The 16,716-nt window shown below is 58.5% G+C and carries 11 protein-coding genes; 9 read left to right on the forward strand and 2 right to left on the reverse strand.

Features of this window, described 5'->3' with window-relative positions; translation table 11 throughout:
* The 3 genes from ACZ9IM_RS15605 to ACZ9IM_RS15615 all read left to right on the forward strand — a co-directional run bounded on the left by ACZ9IM_RS15605 (position 1) and on the right by ACZ9IM_RS15615 (position 4,623).
* On the forward strand, positions 1 to 3,099 hold the full coding sequence (locus tag ACZ9IM_RS15605) for a multidrug efflux RND transporter permease subunit (protein ID WP_476224401.1): 3,099 nt from the start codon (positions 1 to 3) through the stop codon (positions 3,097 to 3,099).
* Between the two features lie 192 nt (positions 3,100 to 3,291).
* Positions 3,292 to 3,933: a DUF1345 domain-containing protein gene (locus ACZ9IM_RS15610; protein WP_427624648.1), complete on the forward strand. Its 642-nt coding sequence runs from the start codon at positions 3,292 to 3,294 to the stop codon at positions 3,931 to 3,933.
* A gap of 219 nt (positions 3,934 to 4,152) precedes the next feature.
* On the forward strand, positions 4,153 to 4,623 hold the full coding sequence (locus ACZ9IM_RS15615; RefSeq protein ID WP_476224402.1) for a hypothetical protein: 471 nt from the start codon (positions 4,153 to 4,155) through the stop codon (positions 4,621 to 4,623).
* 64 nt (positions 4,624 to 4,687) lie between these two features.
* Here the strand turns inward: ACZ9IM_RS15615 and ACZ9IM_RS15620 are convergent, their stop codons facing one another.
* On the reverse strand, positions 4,688 to 7,252 hold the full coding sequence (locus tag ACZ9IM_RS15620; protein ID WP_476224403.1) for an autotransporter outer membrane beta-barrel domain-containing protein: 2,565 nt from the start codon (positions 7,250 to 7,252) through the stop codon (positions 4,688 to 4,690).
* A 242-nt stretch (positions 7,253 to 7,494) separates the two neighbouring features.
* The gene (locus ACZ9IM_RS15625) at positions 7,495 to 10,617 is read right to left on the reverse strand and encodes a hypothetical protein (protein ID WP_476224404.1); all 3,123 of its coding nucleotides are present in this window, start codon (positions 10,615 to 10,617) and stop codon (positions 7,495 to 7,497) included.
* A 236-nt stretch (positions 10,618 to 10,853) separates the two neighbouring features.
* Between ACZ9IM_RS15625 and ACZ9IM_RS15630 the strand changes: the two genes are divergently transcribed.
* The 6 genes from ACZ9IM_RS15630 (at position 10,854) to ACZ9IM_RS15655 (ending at position 16,676) form a co-directional block, all read left to right on the forward strand.
* Positions 10,854 to 11,879, forward strand: a complete 1,026-nt coding sequence (locus ACZ9IM_RS15630; RefSeq protein WP_476224405.1) for a LacI family DNA-binding transcriptional regulator — start codon at positions 10,854 to 10,856, stop codon at positions 11,877 to 11,879.
* Positions 11,880 to 12,065: 186 nt separating this feature from the next.
* Entirely contained in the window at positions 12,066 to 12,848 is a 783-nt protein-coding gene (locus tag ACZ9IM_RS15635; RefSeq protein WP_476224406.1) for a sugar phosphate isomerase/epimerase family protein, read from the forward strand.
* On the forward strand, positions 12,841 to 13,890 hold the full coding sequence (locus ACZ9IM_RS15640; protein WP_476224407.1) for a sugar kinase: 1,050 nt from the start codon (positions 12,841 to 12,843) through the stop codon (positions 13,888 to 13,890). The genes ACZ9IM_RS15635 and ACZ9IM_RS15640 overlap by 8 nt, the downstream gene beginning before the upstream one ends.
* 60 nt (positions 13,891 to 13,950) lie before the next feature.
* Positions 13,951 to 15,237, forward strand: a complete 1,287-nt coding sequence (locus ACZ9IM_RS15645) for an MFS transporter (RefSeq protein ID WP_476224408.1) — start codon at positions 13,951 to 13,953, stop codon at positions 15,235 to 15,237.
* A 21-nt stretch (positions 15,238 to 15,258) separates the two neighbouring features.
* The gene (locus ACZ9IM_RS15650) at positions 15,259 to 16,284 is read left to right on the forward strand and encodes a 2-hydroxyacid dehydrogenase (protein WP_476224409.1); all 1,026 of its coding nucleotides are present in this window, start codon (positions 15,259 to 15,261) and stop codon (positions 16,282 to 16,284) included.
* Positions 16,285 to 16,409: 125 nt separating this feature from the next.
* On the forward strand, positions 16,410 to 16,676 hold the full coding sequence (locus tag ACZ9IM_RS15655; protein ID WP_476224410.1) for a DUF2790 domain-containing protein: 267 nt from the start codon (positions 16,410 to 16,412) through the stop codon (positions 16,674 to 16,676).
* Positions 16,677 to 16,716 lie beyond the last annotated feature (40 nt).

Below are 16,716 nucleotides of genomic sequence, written 5' to 3' on the forward strand. Positions count from 1 at the left end.
ATGCCGCAGTTCTTTATCGACCGCCCGGTGTTCGCCTGGGTGATCGCCTTGTTCATCCTGCTGGCCGGTGCGCTGGCCATTGTGCAGTTGCCGGTGGCGCAGTACCCGAACGTTGCGCCGCCGAAAGTCGAAATCTATGCCACCTACCCCGGCGCATCGGCGCAGACCGTAGACGAAAGCGTGGTCAGCCTGATCGAGGAAGAGCTCAACGGCGCTGATCATCTGCTGTATTTCGAATCCCAGAGCAGCCTCGGCAGCGCCACCATCACCGCGACTTTCCAACCAGGCACTGACCCGGAAATGGCGCAGGTCGACGTGCAAAACCGCCTCAAGGTGGTCGAGTCGCGCTTGCCGCAAGCGGTGACTCAGCAAGGTTTGCAGGTTGAGAAAGTCTCCGCCGGTTTCCTGTTGCTGATCACCCTCACCTCCAGTGACGGCAAGCTCGACGACGTGGCGCTCAGCGATTACCTGGCGCGCAACGTGATGAACGAGATCAAGCGTCTGGACGGCGTCGGCAAGGCCCAGTTGTACGGTGCCGAACGGGCGATGCGGATCTGGATCGACCCGCGCAAGTTGATCGGATTCAACCTGACCCCGGCCGATGTCAACGCCGCCATCGTTGCGCAAAATGCTCAGGTTTCCGCGGGCAGCATCGGCGACTTGCCGACCCGCACCACCCAGGAAATCACTGCGACTATTCTGGTCAAAGGCCAGCTGTCGACACCTGAAGAATTCGCCGACATTGTCCTGAAGGCCAATCCTGACGGCTCCACGGTGCGCATCGGCGATGTGGCGCGGGTCGAGATCGGCAGCCAGGAATATCAATTCTCCACGCGCCTGAACGGCAAACCGTCGACCGCCGTCAGCGTGCAACTGTCGCCAGGCGCCAATGCCCTGAGCACTGCGACGCTGGTGCGGGCGAAAATGAATGAACTGGCGCGCTACTTCCCGGCCGGCGTGGAATACAAGATTCCGTATGACACTTCGCCCTTTGTCAAAGTCTCGATTACCAAGGTGGTCTACACCCTCATCGAGGCGATGGTGCTGGTGTTTGCGGTGATGTTCCTGTTCCTGCAAAACATCCGCTACACGCTGATCCCGACCCTGGTGGTGCCGGTGGCGCTGATGGGCACTTTCGCGACCATGCTCGCACTGGGCTTCTCGATCAACGTGCTGACCATGTTCGGCATGGTGCTGGCCATCGGCATTCTGGTGGACGACGCGATTGTGGTGGTGGAAAACGTCGAGCGGATCATGGCCACCGAAGGGCTGTCGCCCAAGGAAGCGACGCGCAAGGCGATGAAACAGATCACCGGGGCGATCATCGGCATTACCCTGGTGCTGGTGGCGGTGTTCATTCCGATGGCATTCATGCAGGGCTCGGTCGGGGTGATTTACCAGCAGTTCTCGCTCTCCATGGCCACGTCGATCCTGTTCTCGGCATTCCTCGCCCTGACCTTGACCCCGGCGCTGTGTGCGACGCTGCTCAAGCCAATTGCTCAGGGTGAACATCACGCCAAGGGCGGCTTCTTCGGCTGGTTCAACCGGCGCTTCGAACAACTGACCGAGCGTTATCAGGGCTGGGTCGCCTATGCACTGAAACGCACCGGGCGTTACCTGTTGATCTACGGCGTGCTGCTGATCGGTCTGGGGCTGTGCTTCAGTCGTCTGCCCTCCTCGTTCCTGCCGGTGGAAGACCAGGGTTACACCATCACCGACATTCAACTTCCACCGGGCGCGAGCAAGAATCGCACGGTGCAGGTGGTCGAGCAGATCGAAGCGCACAACGCCACCGAACCGGGCGTCGGCGACAGCACGGTGATTCTCGGTTTCAGTTTTTCCGGCAGCGGGCAGAACGCCGCACTGGCGTTCACCACGCTCAAGGATTGGTCGGATCGGGGCAGCGATGACTCGGCGAGTTCGATTGCCGACCGCGCCAACATCGCGCTCAGCCAGATCAAGGATGCCATGGCCTTCGCGGTCCTGCCGCCGCCGGTCGATGGCCTCGGCACTTCCAGTGGTTTCGAGTTCCGCCTGCAAGACAGGGGCGGCCTTGGCCACGCCACGCTGATGCAGGCGCGCAGCCAATTGCTGGCCGCTGCCGAGAAGAGCCCGATCCTGATGAACGTGCGCGAAAGCGCCCTGGCCGAAGCGCCGCAGGTGCAACTGGAAGTCGACCGCAAGCAAGCCAACGCCTTGGGTATTTCGTTTGCCGACATCGGCAACGTGCTGTCCACCGCCGTCGGATCGGCCTACATCAACGACTTTCCCAATCAGGGACGGATGCAGCGAGTGGTGGTCCAGGCTGAAGGCGATCAGCGCAGTCAGGTCGAGGACCTGCTGAAGATTCACGTGCGTAACAACGGCGAGAACATGGTGCCGTTGTCGGCTTTCGTTCGGGCCAACTGGACCCAGGGCCCGGCGCAATTAACCCGTTACAACGGCTACCCGGCCATCAGCATTTCCGGCGAACCGGCGCCCGGCTACAGCACCGGCGAAGCCATGGCGGAAATCGAGCGATTGGTGGCGCAAGGGCCGGCGGGGTTGGGTCAGGAATGGACCGGGCTATCGTTGCAGGAACGTTTGTCCGGCAGTCAGGCACCGATCCTGCTTGGGTTGTCGTTGCTGATCGTGTTCCTGTGCCTGGCGGCGCTGTATGAGAGTTGGTCGATTCCAACCTCGGTGTTGCTGGTGGTGCCGCTGGGTGTGCTCGGCGCGGTGCTGGCCGTGACCCTGCGCGGGATGCCCAACGATGTGTTCTTCAAGGTCGGGCTGATCACCATCATTGGCCTGTCGGCGAAGAATGCGATCCTGATCATCGAATTCGCCAAGCGCCTGTACGACGAAGGCCACGACCTGATCGACGCCACCCTGCAAGCCGCGCGTCTGCGGTTGCGGCCGATTGTCATGACGTCACTGGCATTCATCCTTGGCGTGGTGCCATTGGCGATTGCCACCGGGGCCAGCTCGGCGAGCCAGCAAGCCATCGGCACCGGCGTGATCGGCGGGATGATCACCGCGACCCTGGCAGTGGTGTTTGTTCCGGTGTTTTTTGTGGTGGTGATGAAACTGGTGCGCAAGCGCCATAAAGACATCTAACCAACAACACCAATCAACTGTGGGAGCGGGCTTGCTCGCGAAAGGGCCGTCACATTCAACATTGATGTTGGATGACACGCCGCCTTCGCGAGCAAGCCCGCTCCCACATTCGACCCCATTGGATTCAGTTTTGTGGTCACAACGGATTGCGCTGGGCTAAGGTGTTTAGACACCCAGGCCCATCGAGTTCCCATGCCCCTACTCGCCCGCACCCACCCTCGCCTGTCCGCCGCGGCCACACTCGGCGTCGCGGTGGGCATTCTGGCCCCCGCCGACTCGATCATCAGCAAAATCCTCATCGGCTGGAACACCGGGGTCTGGACCTATCTGGTGCTGATGCTCTGGCTCACCATGCGAGCCAAGGCCCCGGACGTCAAACGCATTGCCGAGGTAGAAGATGAAAATGCCGGTCTGGTGTTGCTGCTGGTGAGCATCGCGGCGCTGGCCAGCCTCGCCACCATCACCTTCGAACTCGCCGGCAGCCGGGATCTGGAAACCACCCGCAAATTGCTGCGCTACGGCGTCACGGCGTTGACGGTGATCGGCTCATGGCTGCTGATCGGGGTGATCTTCAGCGTGCACTATGCCCGGCTGTATTACACCTGGAACGGCAAAGAACCGGCACTGCGTTTTGCCGAAGATTTGAGAACCCCCGATTATTGGGACTTTCTGTATTTCTCATTCACCATCGGTGTGGCGGTGCAGACAGCGGATGTCGGCGTGGCCACGCGGGAGTTGCGCAAGATCGTGTTGGCGCAATCGTTGATCGGGTTTGTGTTCAATACAGCGATTTTGGGGTTCTCGATCAACATTGCTGCGGGACTGTTTGGCTGACCTCTGTGTGCAGACTGTTGTGTTCGGCGTGGCAGCCACTGCTGGTCTGAAGACGGGGATCGCCCAGCGTGCCTATTGCAACCACGGTTGCCCAGCCCTGTAAACTGTCAACAATGACAGTATACAGGGGGAGCAGAAACAGGCTTCCATAGCTCATCCAGACGTAGGGCCAGTAAAGGCCTTTGGATACTCTTATTCAAAGTAACGGAGACTACGTCCATGAGCATCATTAATCCTGTGATCAAACGAAGTGGTTTTGCAGAAGGCAACTATTTCATCGGCGATGCGTTCACCGGTGGAACGTTTTCCTTTGAGGCATTCAACGCCACTTCCCGACTTATCGATAGATTGAAGGCCGGACTGAAGAAACTCGACGTGGTGAAAATCACCGCCATCGAACGCACTCCTCCTCGCACCAGCGCAGGCCATACCAGCGTTCGGGAGTTGACCATTTCGCTTCCGATCGAACTTGCGATCGGCGAATATGAGCTCAAAGGCACTGACGGCACCAGCTTCAGTTTCAAAGACGCTAAAGGTAAGGTCGTTGAAGCGTCCTCCGGTACGCTCAAGATCCTGCCCTCGGAGGGGAACGTGGTCAAAGGTGAAATCAAGGCCGATCTTGACGTGCCGGGCTCAGAGGGAGAAACCTTTGCGCTTAAAGCGCGTTTCCAGGTACTGAAAGCGGGCTGATCCACCAGCACACATAAAAAAGGGAAGCCTGGCTTCCCTTTTTTATTGACGCCTGCAGTGGCGCTTAAAACTTGTAATGTGCCCCCATATTCAAACCAAAGTCCTTGGTAACGCCATCGCCCTTGCTGGTATCGAGCTCGGCATGCAACTGCCAACGATCATTCAACGTCCAGGATGCACCTGCGCCTACTTCAAAACGCGTACCGGAGAGATCGTTGTTGAACTTGTTATCGTTGACTCGAACTTCGTTGCTTTGCGCAAACTCATGCACCACCGCTGCGCGGATATGCGGCTGTACGATGCTGCCATTGGCCATGGTCATGCTGCGACCCAGGGTTGCACCGGCCTTGCCGAGAAGTGAATGCGTGGTATCGGCGTCGGCCCGCAGACCGTTGTCCAGCGTGAAATCCTTACCCTGAATCGATGCCGCTTGCCACTGGGTAAACAATTCGGCGTAGTAGCCATCTTTGATGTCTATGTGTTTGCCAAACTCGGCCGACGCACTGGCGCCCCAGTTGTTGTAGTCGCCTTCGGTGCGGGTGCCATCACTCAGTGCCACTTTGGCTTCGTTGCGAAAATGGTTGAGCTTGGCAACGGTATCCAGGTAGTAACCGCTGTCACCCAGCCAGGTGCCGTAGACACCGACCGATGTGCTGCCAATCTCACCGGAGCTGCCGCGGTGCAAGTCCAGGTCCGACTTGCTATAGCCGACAAATGCACCCAGTAACACTTGCTCGCCTGCGATCTGTACCGGAGTGTCGGCGCCCATTGCAATACCGTACTGGTTCTGGCTGTAACCATCGCCGAAAGCGTTGTTGTCGATGCTGTAGCGGTTGCCATAACTACGGACCCAGCCACCCGACTGACCACCGTTGACGCGCAAGTCGCCCATACGATTGGTCAGCGAAGCCATTTCACCATAGATCACCGTCGGCGCGGTGCTGAACAGCGCCATGACCGAACGGGTCGGTGTACTCACTACCTCTTTATCGGGCTGCAGATACCAATCCTCGCCTGTCTTGACCAATTGGTAAGTGAAGGCGCCGGCATCGACCGGGCCGTTGAGCAGGCCGAAACGCGCATCGCCGCCGACCGTCTGGACGACTTTGATCGGTGTGTCGTTGACCGGATCGACACCGCTGCTAGACACCAACAGTTGGTGACTGCCAGCGGCATTGCCGGTGACGTTGAGCAAATCGGTCAGGCCCTGGTTGAAGTCGGTGCCGATTTCGAACGTACCGCTGCCGGCGAGACTCGCCACGTCCAACTGAAAGAAATCCTGATTGCCACCAAACCGCACGCGGCCGCCATTCAATGACAGGTTGTTCACCGACTGGCTGTCTGTCATCTGCCACAGCGCCTGGTTGTTGATGGCGAAATTAGTGACGTTGTTGACCTGCCCGGTAAGACTGGCGCCATTGTCCAGGGTCAGACTGGTAGCACTGTCCACCGCACCCGTGACATTGCCGCTCATAACACTCTGGTTGTTGACCTGCACATTGGCGACATCCTGCAGATTGCCGTTCAATGTCGAGCCGTTGTCCAGGATTACGCTGGAGGAGCGCAACACATCGCCGGTCATCGCACTGCGATTGTTGATCGATACATTGGCCACATCCTGAAGGTTGCCGGTCAGCGTCGAGGCGTTGTCCAGCGACACACTCGAAGCGGTCAGCACATTACCGGTCATGCGCGCCTGGTTGTTCAGCGCGACTGTGGTGACGTTTAGCATGTCGCCGGTCAGCGATGCGGTGTTCTGCAAGGTCACATTGGCCGTGCTGCCCTGGACCACCGTGACATTGCCGGCCAGGTCACTGTCATCCACCAGAAGGTTGGCCGAAGCCCCTGTACGCACCTCAAGCAAGGTGTTGTTGCCGGCGACCACGCTGGAACCATTACGTACCTGAATGTTGGCGACAGTCGGAAAGTTTGGCGCGTTGATGCCGACAACGATTGCCGAGCCGGTGCCACTCTCCACTCGGGAACTGTCCAGCACGATGGTTGAGGGAATGACCGCCGTTACCTGAGTGTCGGTTCCTACGCTCAGCGCGTTGAGGCCGCCGCGAATGGTGCTGCCGGTAGCGGTCAGCGAACCCTCGAGCAGGCGGATGCCGAAACTCGTCGCACCCGTGCCTTCTACGGTTGAGTTCTGCAGGTTCAGGTTGCTGAAACGGTTGCCCGCGATCCCGCCTTGCAGGCCGCGCACCACACTGTTGTTGCTCAGGTTGACGGAGGAGCCACCGACGCTGCCAACGTTGCGCACGGCAGAAATGCCGATCCCGTTGACACTGGTAACGGTCGAATTGTTCAGGGTGGCGGTGGCGTTGGTTAGAAAAATACCCTGTTCAATACCGCCCTCGCCGGCCGAGGTGATGGTGGAGTTGCTCAGGTCGACCAGACTCCCCGCCGAACCGGTAATACTCAGTGTGGTAGAACCCGATCCATTGAGGATGGCATTGGTCTGGAGTTGCCAGTTGTCCAGCGCAGTGCCGGCATTGATGGTCTGCGTGGTGCCCGCCGGGACGGTGGCCGCCTGGGTCAGGGAGGAATGGATCAGCAGCGGCGCCAAGGACCACAGGCAGACACTGATCGGGGATTTGGGAAAAGCAAAAAACGGTTTTGGCGACATGACTGGAGTCTCACTCGATTGCATTCCGTCAGGAACGAGTTGCCGACCTGAACTGCTCAAGTCGGACAATTAATGGTCGCCAGACTACGGATTAACCTCTCAACGATATGTAGGATAAGTCCGTAGGTGCGTACGACTTGTCCCTTTAATATGTGCGACGTTCCGTATCTGAACGTAAACGACTTCGCGATCCGGGAATGGGGACGAAAATTCTTTCGTCCCCATTCACAGACTCATACGGACTACAGATTTCCAGGCACTTCAGGGCGCTCTATCTCGCAATACACCAGACTGGAGTTCAGCAGTGCCACCTGCACAGTGGTCTCCGCCGTGACACCATTGACCGTATAAGCGATACGCGCGTAACGAGTCGCAGGCCGCGAGTTGCCAACAGGTGGCAGTTGAATGATCTTGATCCGGTCGTATTCGGTGAGGAAAAACTCCAGGTTTCCCGAGGCCGGCATCAGGCCGGAACGGGTGATCAGCGTGCCGGGAATGGCCGGGGCACCCACTGCATCGCTGGTGCGACCTTCGAACTCCAGATTGACCGTTGCGCCGGCCGGAATATTGCTATCGGGCCGAATACGGATGCGCAGACGGCGAGTCTGGTAAGGCGGCATCGGGCCATTCGGCACAACCGGATGGTTGAAGCTAGGGCAGTTGATTGTCTTCGCAATACGCTCCGCTATCGTGCTTCCCGTCGAAGTTCTGTAGCTCGAGAGCACGAGTTGCGGCACCGGCAGATTGATCACGATGGCCGTGACCTGAACATCGGTCGGAGGCATTTGTGACATGACAGTAGGGCTGCCGGGATAACCGATCGTGATGTAGGCTTTACGGGCATTGTCGCCCGTGCCGTTGCCTTCGGTCCTGATGGTTTCCCAGGGCAACGTGGTGGTGACCCGGGTATCGCCGCTACGCACCGGTATCTGTGCACCGACTTGTTTACCCTGGTAGTAGAACGTGACGACCTCACGCCCCGTAATCGGCCGGGCCGCTTCAGTCCACAGAGGCCAGATCATCGTCGCATCAAAACCGGACTGCGCGGGAGTCAGTGTATTGGGAGCCGGTGTTGGCGTACCCACACCCTGGACAACGACTGGAGCAATGTTGGGGTTTTCCAGCTCCGGCAGATTTGGCTGTTCCGGCCCTGCATAAGAAAGATCAAGAACGCCGACGGCGAGCGGAGAGGTCCCGTTGGGCGTAATGGTCGTACGCTCCAGTTCATACCAGTATTCGAACTCCACCTGATCGGCACGATTCGGATCGCCAAAGACATCTGCCCATGTGTCGTAATCCACCAGGAACTCTAGTTTGCCAACTGTACCGGGCGGTGGAACCGACTGCTCTGGAAGCGATATCTGATCTTGTGTGACCGTATTGCGGATGTACGGGATAATCCGGTCACCTGGCAACCAGTTGGAGGCGGCGGTGTAGCTGATTTCCATGATGGTCTTTGAAGGGGATTTCACGGTCGGCAAGGTGATCGACGTAACACCTTCTGGGAGCGGAATTTTTGGAACATTCAGGACCGGTTTCGGTGCGACAAACCTTCTGAACATATTAGTGATCGCGGCGTTGTTGCTGATGTTGCCTGGCAGGTCAGTCAGGTTGTACGAGTAGTAATACGTACCCTCTGGCAGTGCCCTGAGGAAATCCAGCTTAACATTGATAATGCCACCGGCGACCAGCGGACCACTGAACGCCTCGGTTTCACCCTGCATCAGCGCAAAGGTGGTCTGCTGTGAGATATAAAAGTTGACGGAATCCAAACCCGCCTCGAACTTTTTATAGCCGGTGGGGATAGTCAGATCAAGCCCCCCGGCGTTCGCCGGGTCGTTCAGCCATGCGTCATTGATTTCGACCGGTACGGTTCCGCCCAGCGTCAGAAGGGGCGGCCGCGGTCCCGTAACATTCCCCCTGCCTGGCTGTGATTGCCAGGGCGCGGTCAGGTCGACCAGAACTTCGAGCGGGCTAGACGTGTCGGGGTTATCAAAAATGTCAAAAATGAGGAACACGAAATAATACGGGGCGTATTCACCCTCCTCGTCGAACACGTCAACCAGGGCAGTGGTAGGCACATCGAATTCGATCGGGAACCCCCAACCACCGGCAGGCTTGCTTTTCGTCCCAACCAAAGTGATTGGATCGTAAGGAACTGGGTCAAGGCCACGAAGAAAAAGCTTGTGCAGTTCAACCCTTGCTCCGCCGTCGCCACTTGCATCTTCAATTTCCGTCAACTGGACTTTTACAATCCTGTCCTCTTTAAGCTGCTTGTACGTCAGTCGACCATCGGGCAGTTGATCAACAATTTTCGGAGGCTCGGCAAGTGCTCCGACGTCACTCGCCACCTTGCTGTCTTTAACGCTTGGATCTACAGGCATATTCATCTTCGTACTCTCCATCAGTGAGTGTGTGTTCGAACTGTCTGCGTTATTGCCAAACGAAGAATCGTGCGACAGCAGGCTGCAAGTTCCCGGCACTAACGTTTTACTGCTTTGCACATCATTTATTACTTCAGTGTTTACAGCGGTTGAACTTAATCCTCCGGACCGAGGCGGGGGACTGCAAGTTTGACTACTGCCCGGAATGACTCTATCAATTTTTACCAACGCTGATTCCGAGCGCCCCAGGGGAATGCCATTTCGATACAGGGTGTAACTGGCCAATGCGGACGAATTTCTTTCCATCGGCTTTATGTATTGCTCGTATTTATCGCTTCCGAGAATAAAAAACGTTCCATTGTCAGCTTGTGTTTTTGTCAGTACTTTTCTGACTTGTAACTTTGTTCCCGGAATCGGTTTAGTTCCGTTGAGACTATCGAAGCCCTCCCAATCCAGCACGCATACATCACCGGCTTCGAATCGACCGGGTTGAGCCTCGACACCGATCCACAATTCTTCCCACAACTTCGGAGTCGAATTGCAGTTGAGATACCCCCACAATGTCGCAGAAGGAAATGTCGGTTCTTCAAGGTTTATCGGTACAGGGCGACGAACAATAAAAGTCTGTGGCAGCGAAGTATCTTCATTGCCGTTATCGCCGATGGTGACCCGATAGCGCAGAACAATGTCGCCGTCACGTTGCAGATATTGCGCAGGCAACAAAAAGAATGGCGGAATGGTGACCGGGACTGGAAAAAAGTTGCTGTAAAACCGCGTTTCAGTCGTCGCACCCGGCTCCGTTACCCAGATCTCCAGCAAGTCGCTTTTACCGTCTTCAATGGATGGCGCAGCCCACATCGGGATCAGCAATCTGGCGCCATCGGTCGAAGCTGCCGGCGGAAGTACGCCATCAGCGCCAACCCCTTCGATCTCCAGAGGCACAGCAAATAAACCAACCGGAATTTCTGTAACTGAAGACATATCCATTTCCCCGAAAGAGCGCCATTTCAGCCCTGAGGGAAATTAGACCCCCTTGTGCCACTTCCGCCTACTGTCATATCTGACAGGTTTTTCGACCGTTCGTCGGTCTTATCGCCGTACGCTGTTTCGCGGCTGTCTAAAAAACTTGACGATCCTTAGGGTAATGTTGTCTTCTGAAACCGGTTTCATCACCAAGCAATGTGACCTGTCGAGTAGCCCAATAAGAAGATCGCCCCATGAACGATTTCTCCGCCGCCCAGCGCAGCCGCGTGACCATGCTCGACGTCGCCGAACGCGCCGGCGTGTCTAAGGCCAGCGTCTCGCGCTTCATCGGCGATGACCGCGCCCTGCTCTCCGATGCCATCGCCCTGCGCATCGAGCAGGCGATCAGCGAATTGGGCTATCGCCCGAACCAGATGGCCCGCGGCCTGAAACGTGGGCGCACTCGCCTGATCGGCATGTTGGTGGCGGATATCCGTAACCCTTATTCGATTGCCGTGATGCACGGGGTGGAAACCGCTTGCCGTCAGCACGGCTACAGCCTGGTGGTGTGCAACACCGATCGCGATGACGAGCAAGAGCGTCAACACCTGGCGTTGCTGCGCTCGTACAACATCGAAGGCTTGATCGTGAACACCCTCGGCCATCACCGGGATGAGCTGCGCGAACTGCATCAGGAAATGCCGATGGTGCTGGTGGATCGCAAGGTCGATCAGCTCGAGAGCGATCTGGTGGGGCTGGATAATCCGGCCGCTGTCGAGATGGCCGTTGCCCACCTTGAAGAACGCGGTTATCGCGATGTGCTGATGGTCACCGAACCGTATGACGGCACCAGTTCGCGGATCGAGCGGGTCAGCAGTTTCAAGGCGCAGATCGAGCGGCTTCCGGCGCTCTCGGGCGCGGTGGTCGAAACCGGCGGCGATCTGACCGCTCGTTTGAATAACTTTCTGCAAACGCCTGGCCCTGGCCCGAAAGCGCTGTTTTGCGCCAACGGTATTGCCGCGCTGGCCAGCACTCATTCGTTGCGGGAGTTGAAGTGCGACCTGTTCGCGGAGGTCGGGTTGATTGCCCTGGATGATCTGGATTGGTATCCGCTGGTAGGGAGCGGGATTACCGCCCTCGCCCAGCCGACGGCGGAGATGGGTGCGAGTGCGTTTGAGTGTTTACTCAAGCGACTGCGTGGGGATGACGGGCCGGTGCGGAGTCTGGATTTTTCGGCGCGGTTGATAGTGCGGGGGTCGACCGGTGGACATTCTCGGTGACATTTCTGACCTCATCGCGAGCAGGCTCGCTCCCACAGGGGATTTGTGGTGCACATTGTATTCGTGTAACGACACAGACCCCTTGTGGGAGCGAGCCTGCTCGCGATGAGGCCCTGAGAATCACCCCATAACGCAAAGGCAAATTTTTTTGACCAAAAATGAAACCGGTTTCAGAGGTGAATAACAATGAACAAACCACCCGTTTCCATCAGCCTGTCCAGCTACGGCGCCGACCTCGTTCGCCAACGTGGCCAAGGCAGTTTTGTCGAGGTGCTGTCCGCTGCCGGCGCCACGCACATTGAATGGCGCGAAGAGCTGCTGACACTCGAAGACCCCACGCAATTGGCCAGCGCCACGCAATCCCGGGGCCTGGAAAGCATCTATTCCTCACCGATGGAATTGTGGCGGGCCGGGCAGTCGGCCCCCAATCCTGAACTGCTCTCGACCCTGGAGCGTGCCGAGGCATTCGGCGCCCAATGGCTGAAAGTCTCTCTGGGCTATTTCACCGACAACAACGATCTGCAGACGCTGGCGCTTGCGTTGCAACAGAGCCCGGTGCAGCTGCTGGTGGAAAACGACCAGACCTTGCACGGCGGCCGAATCGAACCCTTCCAGCGATTCTTCGCCAACGTCGAGCAGCACAACCTGCCGATCAAAATGACCTTCGATATCGGCAACTGGCAATGGCAGGACCAGTCCGCCGCCAGTGCCGCGCGGCTGCTCGGTCGATACGTCGGCTATGTGCATTGCAAAGCCGTGGCACGGCGGGCCGACGGCAAACTGGTGGCGGTGCCGCCGTCTGCCAGCGACCTGCATCTGTGGTGCCGACTGCTACGACACATGGATCACGGCGTGATGCGCGCGGTGGAGTATCCACTGCAAGGCGATGACCTGGTGCAGTTGACCACCGAGCATGTCGCCGCCCTCTCCCACCTCGGTCAATCCCGCCTGGAGCCTGCTCATGTCTGAGATAGATATTCTGTCGTTCGGCGAAACCATGGCGATGTTCGTCGCTGAGCAGAACGGTGAACTGGCTGACGTCGACCACTTCCACAAGCGCATTGCCGGGGCCGACAGTAATGTCGCCATTGGTTTGTCGCGGTTGGGGCTTAACGTCGCCTGGCTGAGCCGGGTGGGCGCGGACTCGTTGGGTCGGTTCGTGATCGATACGCTGGAGAAAGAAGGCCTGGATTGCAGCCATGTTGACATCGACCCGGCGCACCCCACCGGGTTTCAACTCAAGTCCCGCACTGACGATGGCAGCGATCCGGTTGTCGAGTATTTCCGCCGTGGCTCGGCCGCCAGTCATTTGTCGGTGCAATCCATTGCCCCGCAACTGCTCGAGGCTCGGCACTTGCACGCCACGGGCATTCCCCCGGCGCTGTCTGCGTCGGCTAGGGAAATGTCTTTCGAGCTGATGACCCGCATGCGTAATGCCGGGCGCAGCGTGTCGTTCGACCCCAACCTGCGCCCGAGTCTGTGGGCCAGCGAGCAACAGATGATCCGCGAGATCAACCGTCTGGCCGCCCTCGCCCATTGGGTGCTGCCGGGTTTGAGCGAAGGGCGTTTGCTGACCGGTTTCGAAGACGCCGCCGACATCGCGGCGTTTTATCTCGACCAAGGCGTTGAAGCCGTGGCGATCAAACTCGGACCGCACGGCGCGTATTACCGAACCCATCTGGATGAAGGTTTCGTTGCAGGCGTGCCGGTGGAAACGGTGGTCGATACGGTCGGCGCCGGCGACGGGTTTGCCGTCGGCCTGATCAGCGCCCTGCTGGAAAACCACAACGTTGCCCAAGCGGTGCAGCGTGCCAACTGGATCGGTAGCCGCGCGGTGCAGAGCCGTGGGGATATGGAGGGGTTGCCCAATCGGGCCGAGATGGATGCCGAATTCGGGGCCGCCAATCGCGAGCAGGCTCGCTCCCACATTCAATCGGATTCGTCCCCACATATTGTGTCCGACACAGATTCCAGTGTGGGAGCGGGCTTGCTCGCGAAGAGGCCTGCATAGTCACCGAAGATCTAAACCGTTACCTGCTGCGACAAAAACAACAAGCTCAGGAGCATCACTATGAAAACCGCAACACTGGCCACCCGCCGCTGGTGGTACATCATGCCGATCGTGTTCATCACCTACAGCCTGGCGTATCTGGACCGCGCCAACTATGGATTCGCTGCTGCCTCCGGAATGGCTGCAGACCTGATGATCACCCCCGGGCTGTCGTCCTTGCTCGGCGCGCTGTTCTTCCTCGGTTATTTCTTCTTCCAGATCCCGGGCGCGATCTACGCCCAGAAGCACAGCGTGAAGAAACTGATTTTCGTCAGCCTGATCCTCTGGGGTGGCCTGGCGACCTTGACCGGGATCGTCTCCAACGCCTACTGGCTGATCGTGATTCGCTTCATGCTCGGCGTGGTCGAAGCCGCCGTGATGCCGGCGATGCTGGTGTACCTGTGCCATTGGTTCACCCGTGCCGAACGCTCGCGCGCCAACACGTTCCTGATCCTCGGCAACCCGGTGACCATGCTCTGGATGTCGGTGGTGTCGGGCTACCTGATCCAGCATTTCAGCTGGCGCTGGATGTTCATCATCGAAGGCCTGCCGGCGGTGCTGTGGGCGTTTATCTGGTGGCGGCTGGCCGATGATCGTCCGGCTCAGGCCAAGTGGCTGAGCGACCAGGAAAAGCAGGATCTGGAAAGCGCCCTGGCCGCCGAACAGGTCGGCATCAAAGCGGTGAAAAACTACGCCGAAGCCTTCCGCTCGCCAAAAGTGATCATCCTTGCCTTGCAGTTTTTCTGCTGGAGCATCGGCGTCTACGGTTTCGTGTTGTGGCTGCCGTCGATCCTCAAGGCTGGGGCGAAAATGGACATGATCGAAGCCGGTTGGCTGTCGGCCTTGCCGTACCTGGCGGCAGTGATCGCCATGCTGTTGGTGTCCTGGGGCTCGGACAAACTGCAAAAACGCAAACGCTTCGTGTGGCCACCGCTGCTGATCGCCTCGATTGCGTTCTATGGCTCGTACGCCTTGGGCGCTGAACACTTCTGGTGGTCCTACACGCTGCTGGTGATTGCCGGCGCCTGCATGTACGCCCCGTACGGGCCGTTTTTCGCCATCGTCCCGGAAATCCTCCCGGCAAACGTCGCCGGTGGCGCCATGGCGTTGATCAACAGCATGGGCGCGCTCGGCTCGTTTGGCGGCTCTTATCTGGTGGGTTACCTGAACAGCTCCACCGGATCGCCCGGTGCCTCTTATCTGCTGATGAGCGGCGCGTTGCTGCTGTCGGTGGTGCTGACGATTTTCCTCAAGCCCGGCGCCAGTGACCGGATCGCTGTGGCGCGGCCGGTGGCGGCTCATTCTTGATTTGATATAGAGATCACAACGATGAAAAAGCAGGTTGTGCTGTACAAGAAACTCTCGCCGCTGCTGATGGCTCGCTTGCATGAGCACACCGAGGTGACGCTGATCGACAGCCTCGACGCAGAGGGCTTGGCGCAACTGCGCCGGGCCCTGCCCCGTGCCCAAGGATTGCTCGGCGCCAGTCTCAAACTGGACGCCGGTTTACTGGATCTGGCGCCGAACCTGGAAGCCATTGCCAGCGTGTCCGTCGGCGTCGACAACTACGACATCGATTACCTGACCGAGCGGCGGATCCTGCTCAGCAATACCCCTGACGTGTTGACCGAAACTACTGCCGACACCGGTTTCGCGCTGATCCTGGCCACCGCCCGACGCGTGGTGGAGCTGGCTAACATGGTTCGCGCCGGCCAGTGGAACCGAAACATTGGCCCGACGCATTTCGGCAGCGATGTACACGGCAAGACGCTGGGCATTATTGGCATGGGGCGGATCGGTGAGGCGCTGGCGCAACGCGGGCATTTCGGTTTTGGCATGCCGGTTGTGTATCACAGCCATTCGCCAAAACCGGCGGTGGAGCAGCGATTCAACGCGCAATACCGCAGCTTGAGCGATCTGCTGCAGCAGGCCGACTTCGTTTGCCTGACGTTGCCGTTGACCGCTGAAACCGAAGGGTTGATCGGCGCTGAACAGTTCGCCCTGATGCGCCCCGAAACGATCTTCATCAATATTTCCCGGGGCAAGGTGGTGGATGAGCCGGCGCTGATCGAGGCGTTGCGGCAGAAGCGGATTCGCGCGGCGGGGCTGGATGTGTTTGAGCGTGAGCCGCTGGGCAATGACTCGCCGTTATTGCAGTTGAACAACGTGGTGGCGACGCCGCACATCGGGTCGGCGACGCATGAGACGCGGGAGGCGATGGCCCGGTGTGCGGTGGATAATCTGTTGGCGGCTTTGGCTGGGGAGCGGCCGGCTAATCTGGTGAATGCCGGGGCGTGGGGCGGTCAGGAAGAGCCGAAACTCGTTCTCGCGACAGGCGGCATACAACCCGGTTAACCATCGCTTAACCCCATGGTCCAAAACTTTACTGGACCGCACGCCCTCAGCTCCTCTGACGCCCAGTGCGGCAGGTTCGACGTTCTTCAGTCGAACTGATTTCCCCTCTGCACTGGAGATTCACCATGAACACGCGAACACTGCTGATAACCACCGCCCTCGCCTGCACCGCGTTCGCCGGGCTTGCTCAGGCAAACGAGACGTCGTCCTCCCAGGCCGTGCCTTATCACTACGGCATGCAACTGCGGGTGGCCAAGGTCATTTCCCTGACTGAACCGCAAACGCAGGAATGCCAAGTGGTGACGGCCAACATGAAGTACATCGACACATCGGGTAAGCCTGCGCAGATTACGTACCAAAAACTGTCTGACGCATGCAGCTATCAGAACTGACAGTAGGCTTGTGAGGGTTCTGGCGCTAAGCTCTGGCGCT

This window comes from Pseudomonas sp. TE12508 (assembly GCF_056279485.1).

Excerpts from the sequence above, each read along its gene's own strand:
- ACZ9IM_RS15605 (WP_476224401.1), top strand. The coding sequence starts at position 1 with ATGCCGCAGTTCTTTATCGACCGCCCGGTGTTCGCCTGGGTGATCGCC.
- ACZ9IM_RS15610 (WP_427624648.1), top strand. The coding sequence starts at position 3,292 with ATGCCCCTACTCGCCCGCACCCACCCTCGCCTGTCCGCCGCGGCCACA.
- ACZ9IM_RS15615 (WP_476224402.1), top strand. The coding sequence starts at position 4,153 with ATGAGCATCATTAATCCTGTGATCAAACGAAGTGGTTTTGCAGAAGGC.
- ACZ9IM_RS15620 (WP_476224403.1), bottom strand. The coding sequence starts at position 7,252 with ATGTCGCCAAAACCGTTTTTTGCTTTTCCCAAATCCCCGATCAGTGTC.
- ACZ9IM_RS15625 (WP_476224404.1), bottom strand. The coding sequence starts at position 10,617 with ATGTCTTCAGTTACAGAAATTCCGGTTGGTTTATTTGCTGTGCCTCTG.
- ACZ9IM_RS15630 (WP_476224405.1), top strand. The coding sequence starts at position 10,854 with ATGAACGATTTCTCCGCCGCCCAGCGCAGCCGCGTGACCATGCTCGAC.
- ACZ9IM_RS15635 (WP_476224406.1), top strand. The coding sequence starts at position 12,066 with ATGAACAAACCACCCGTTTCCATCAGCCTGTCCAGCTACGGCGCCGAC.
- ACZ9IM_RS15640 (WP_476224407.1), top strand. The coding sequence starts at position 12,841 with ATGTCTGAGATAGATATTCTGTCGTTCGGCGAAACCATGGCGATGTTC.
- ACZ9IM_RS15645 (WP_476224408.1), top strand. The coding sequence starts at position 13,951 with ATGAAAACCGCAACACTGGCCACCCGCCGCTGGTGGTACATCATGCCG.
- ACZ9IM_RS15650 (WP_476224409.1), top strand. The coding sequence starts at position 15,259 with ATGAAAAAGCAGGTTGTGCTGTACAAGAAACTCTCGCCGCTGCTGATG.
- ACZ9IM_RS15655 (WP_476224410.1), top strand. The coding sequence starts at position 16,410 with ATGAACACGCGAACACTGCTGATAACCACCGCCCTCGCCTGCACCGCG.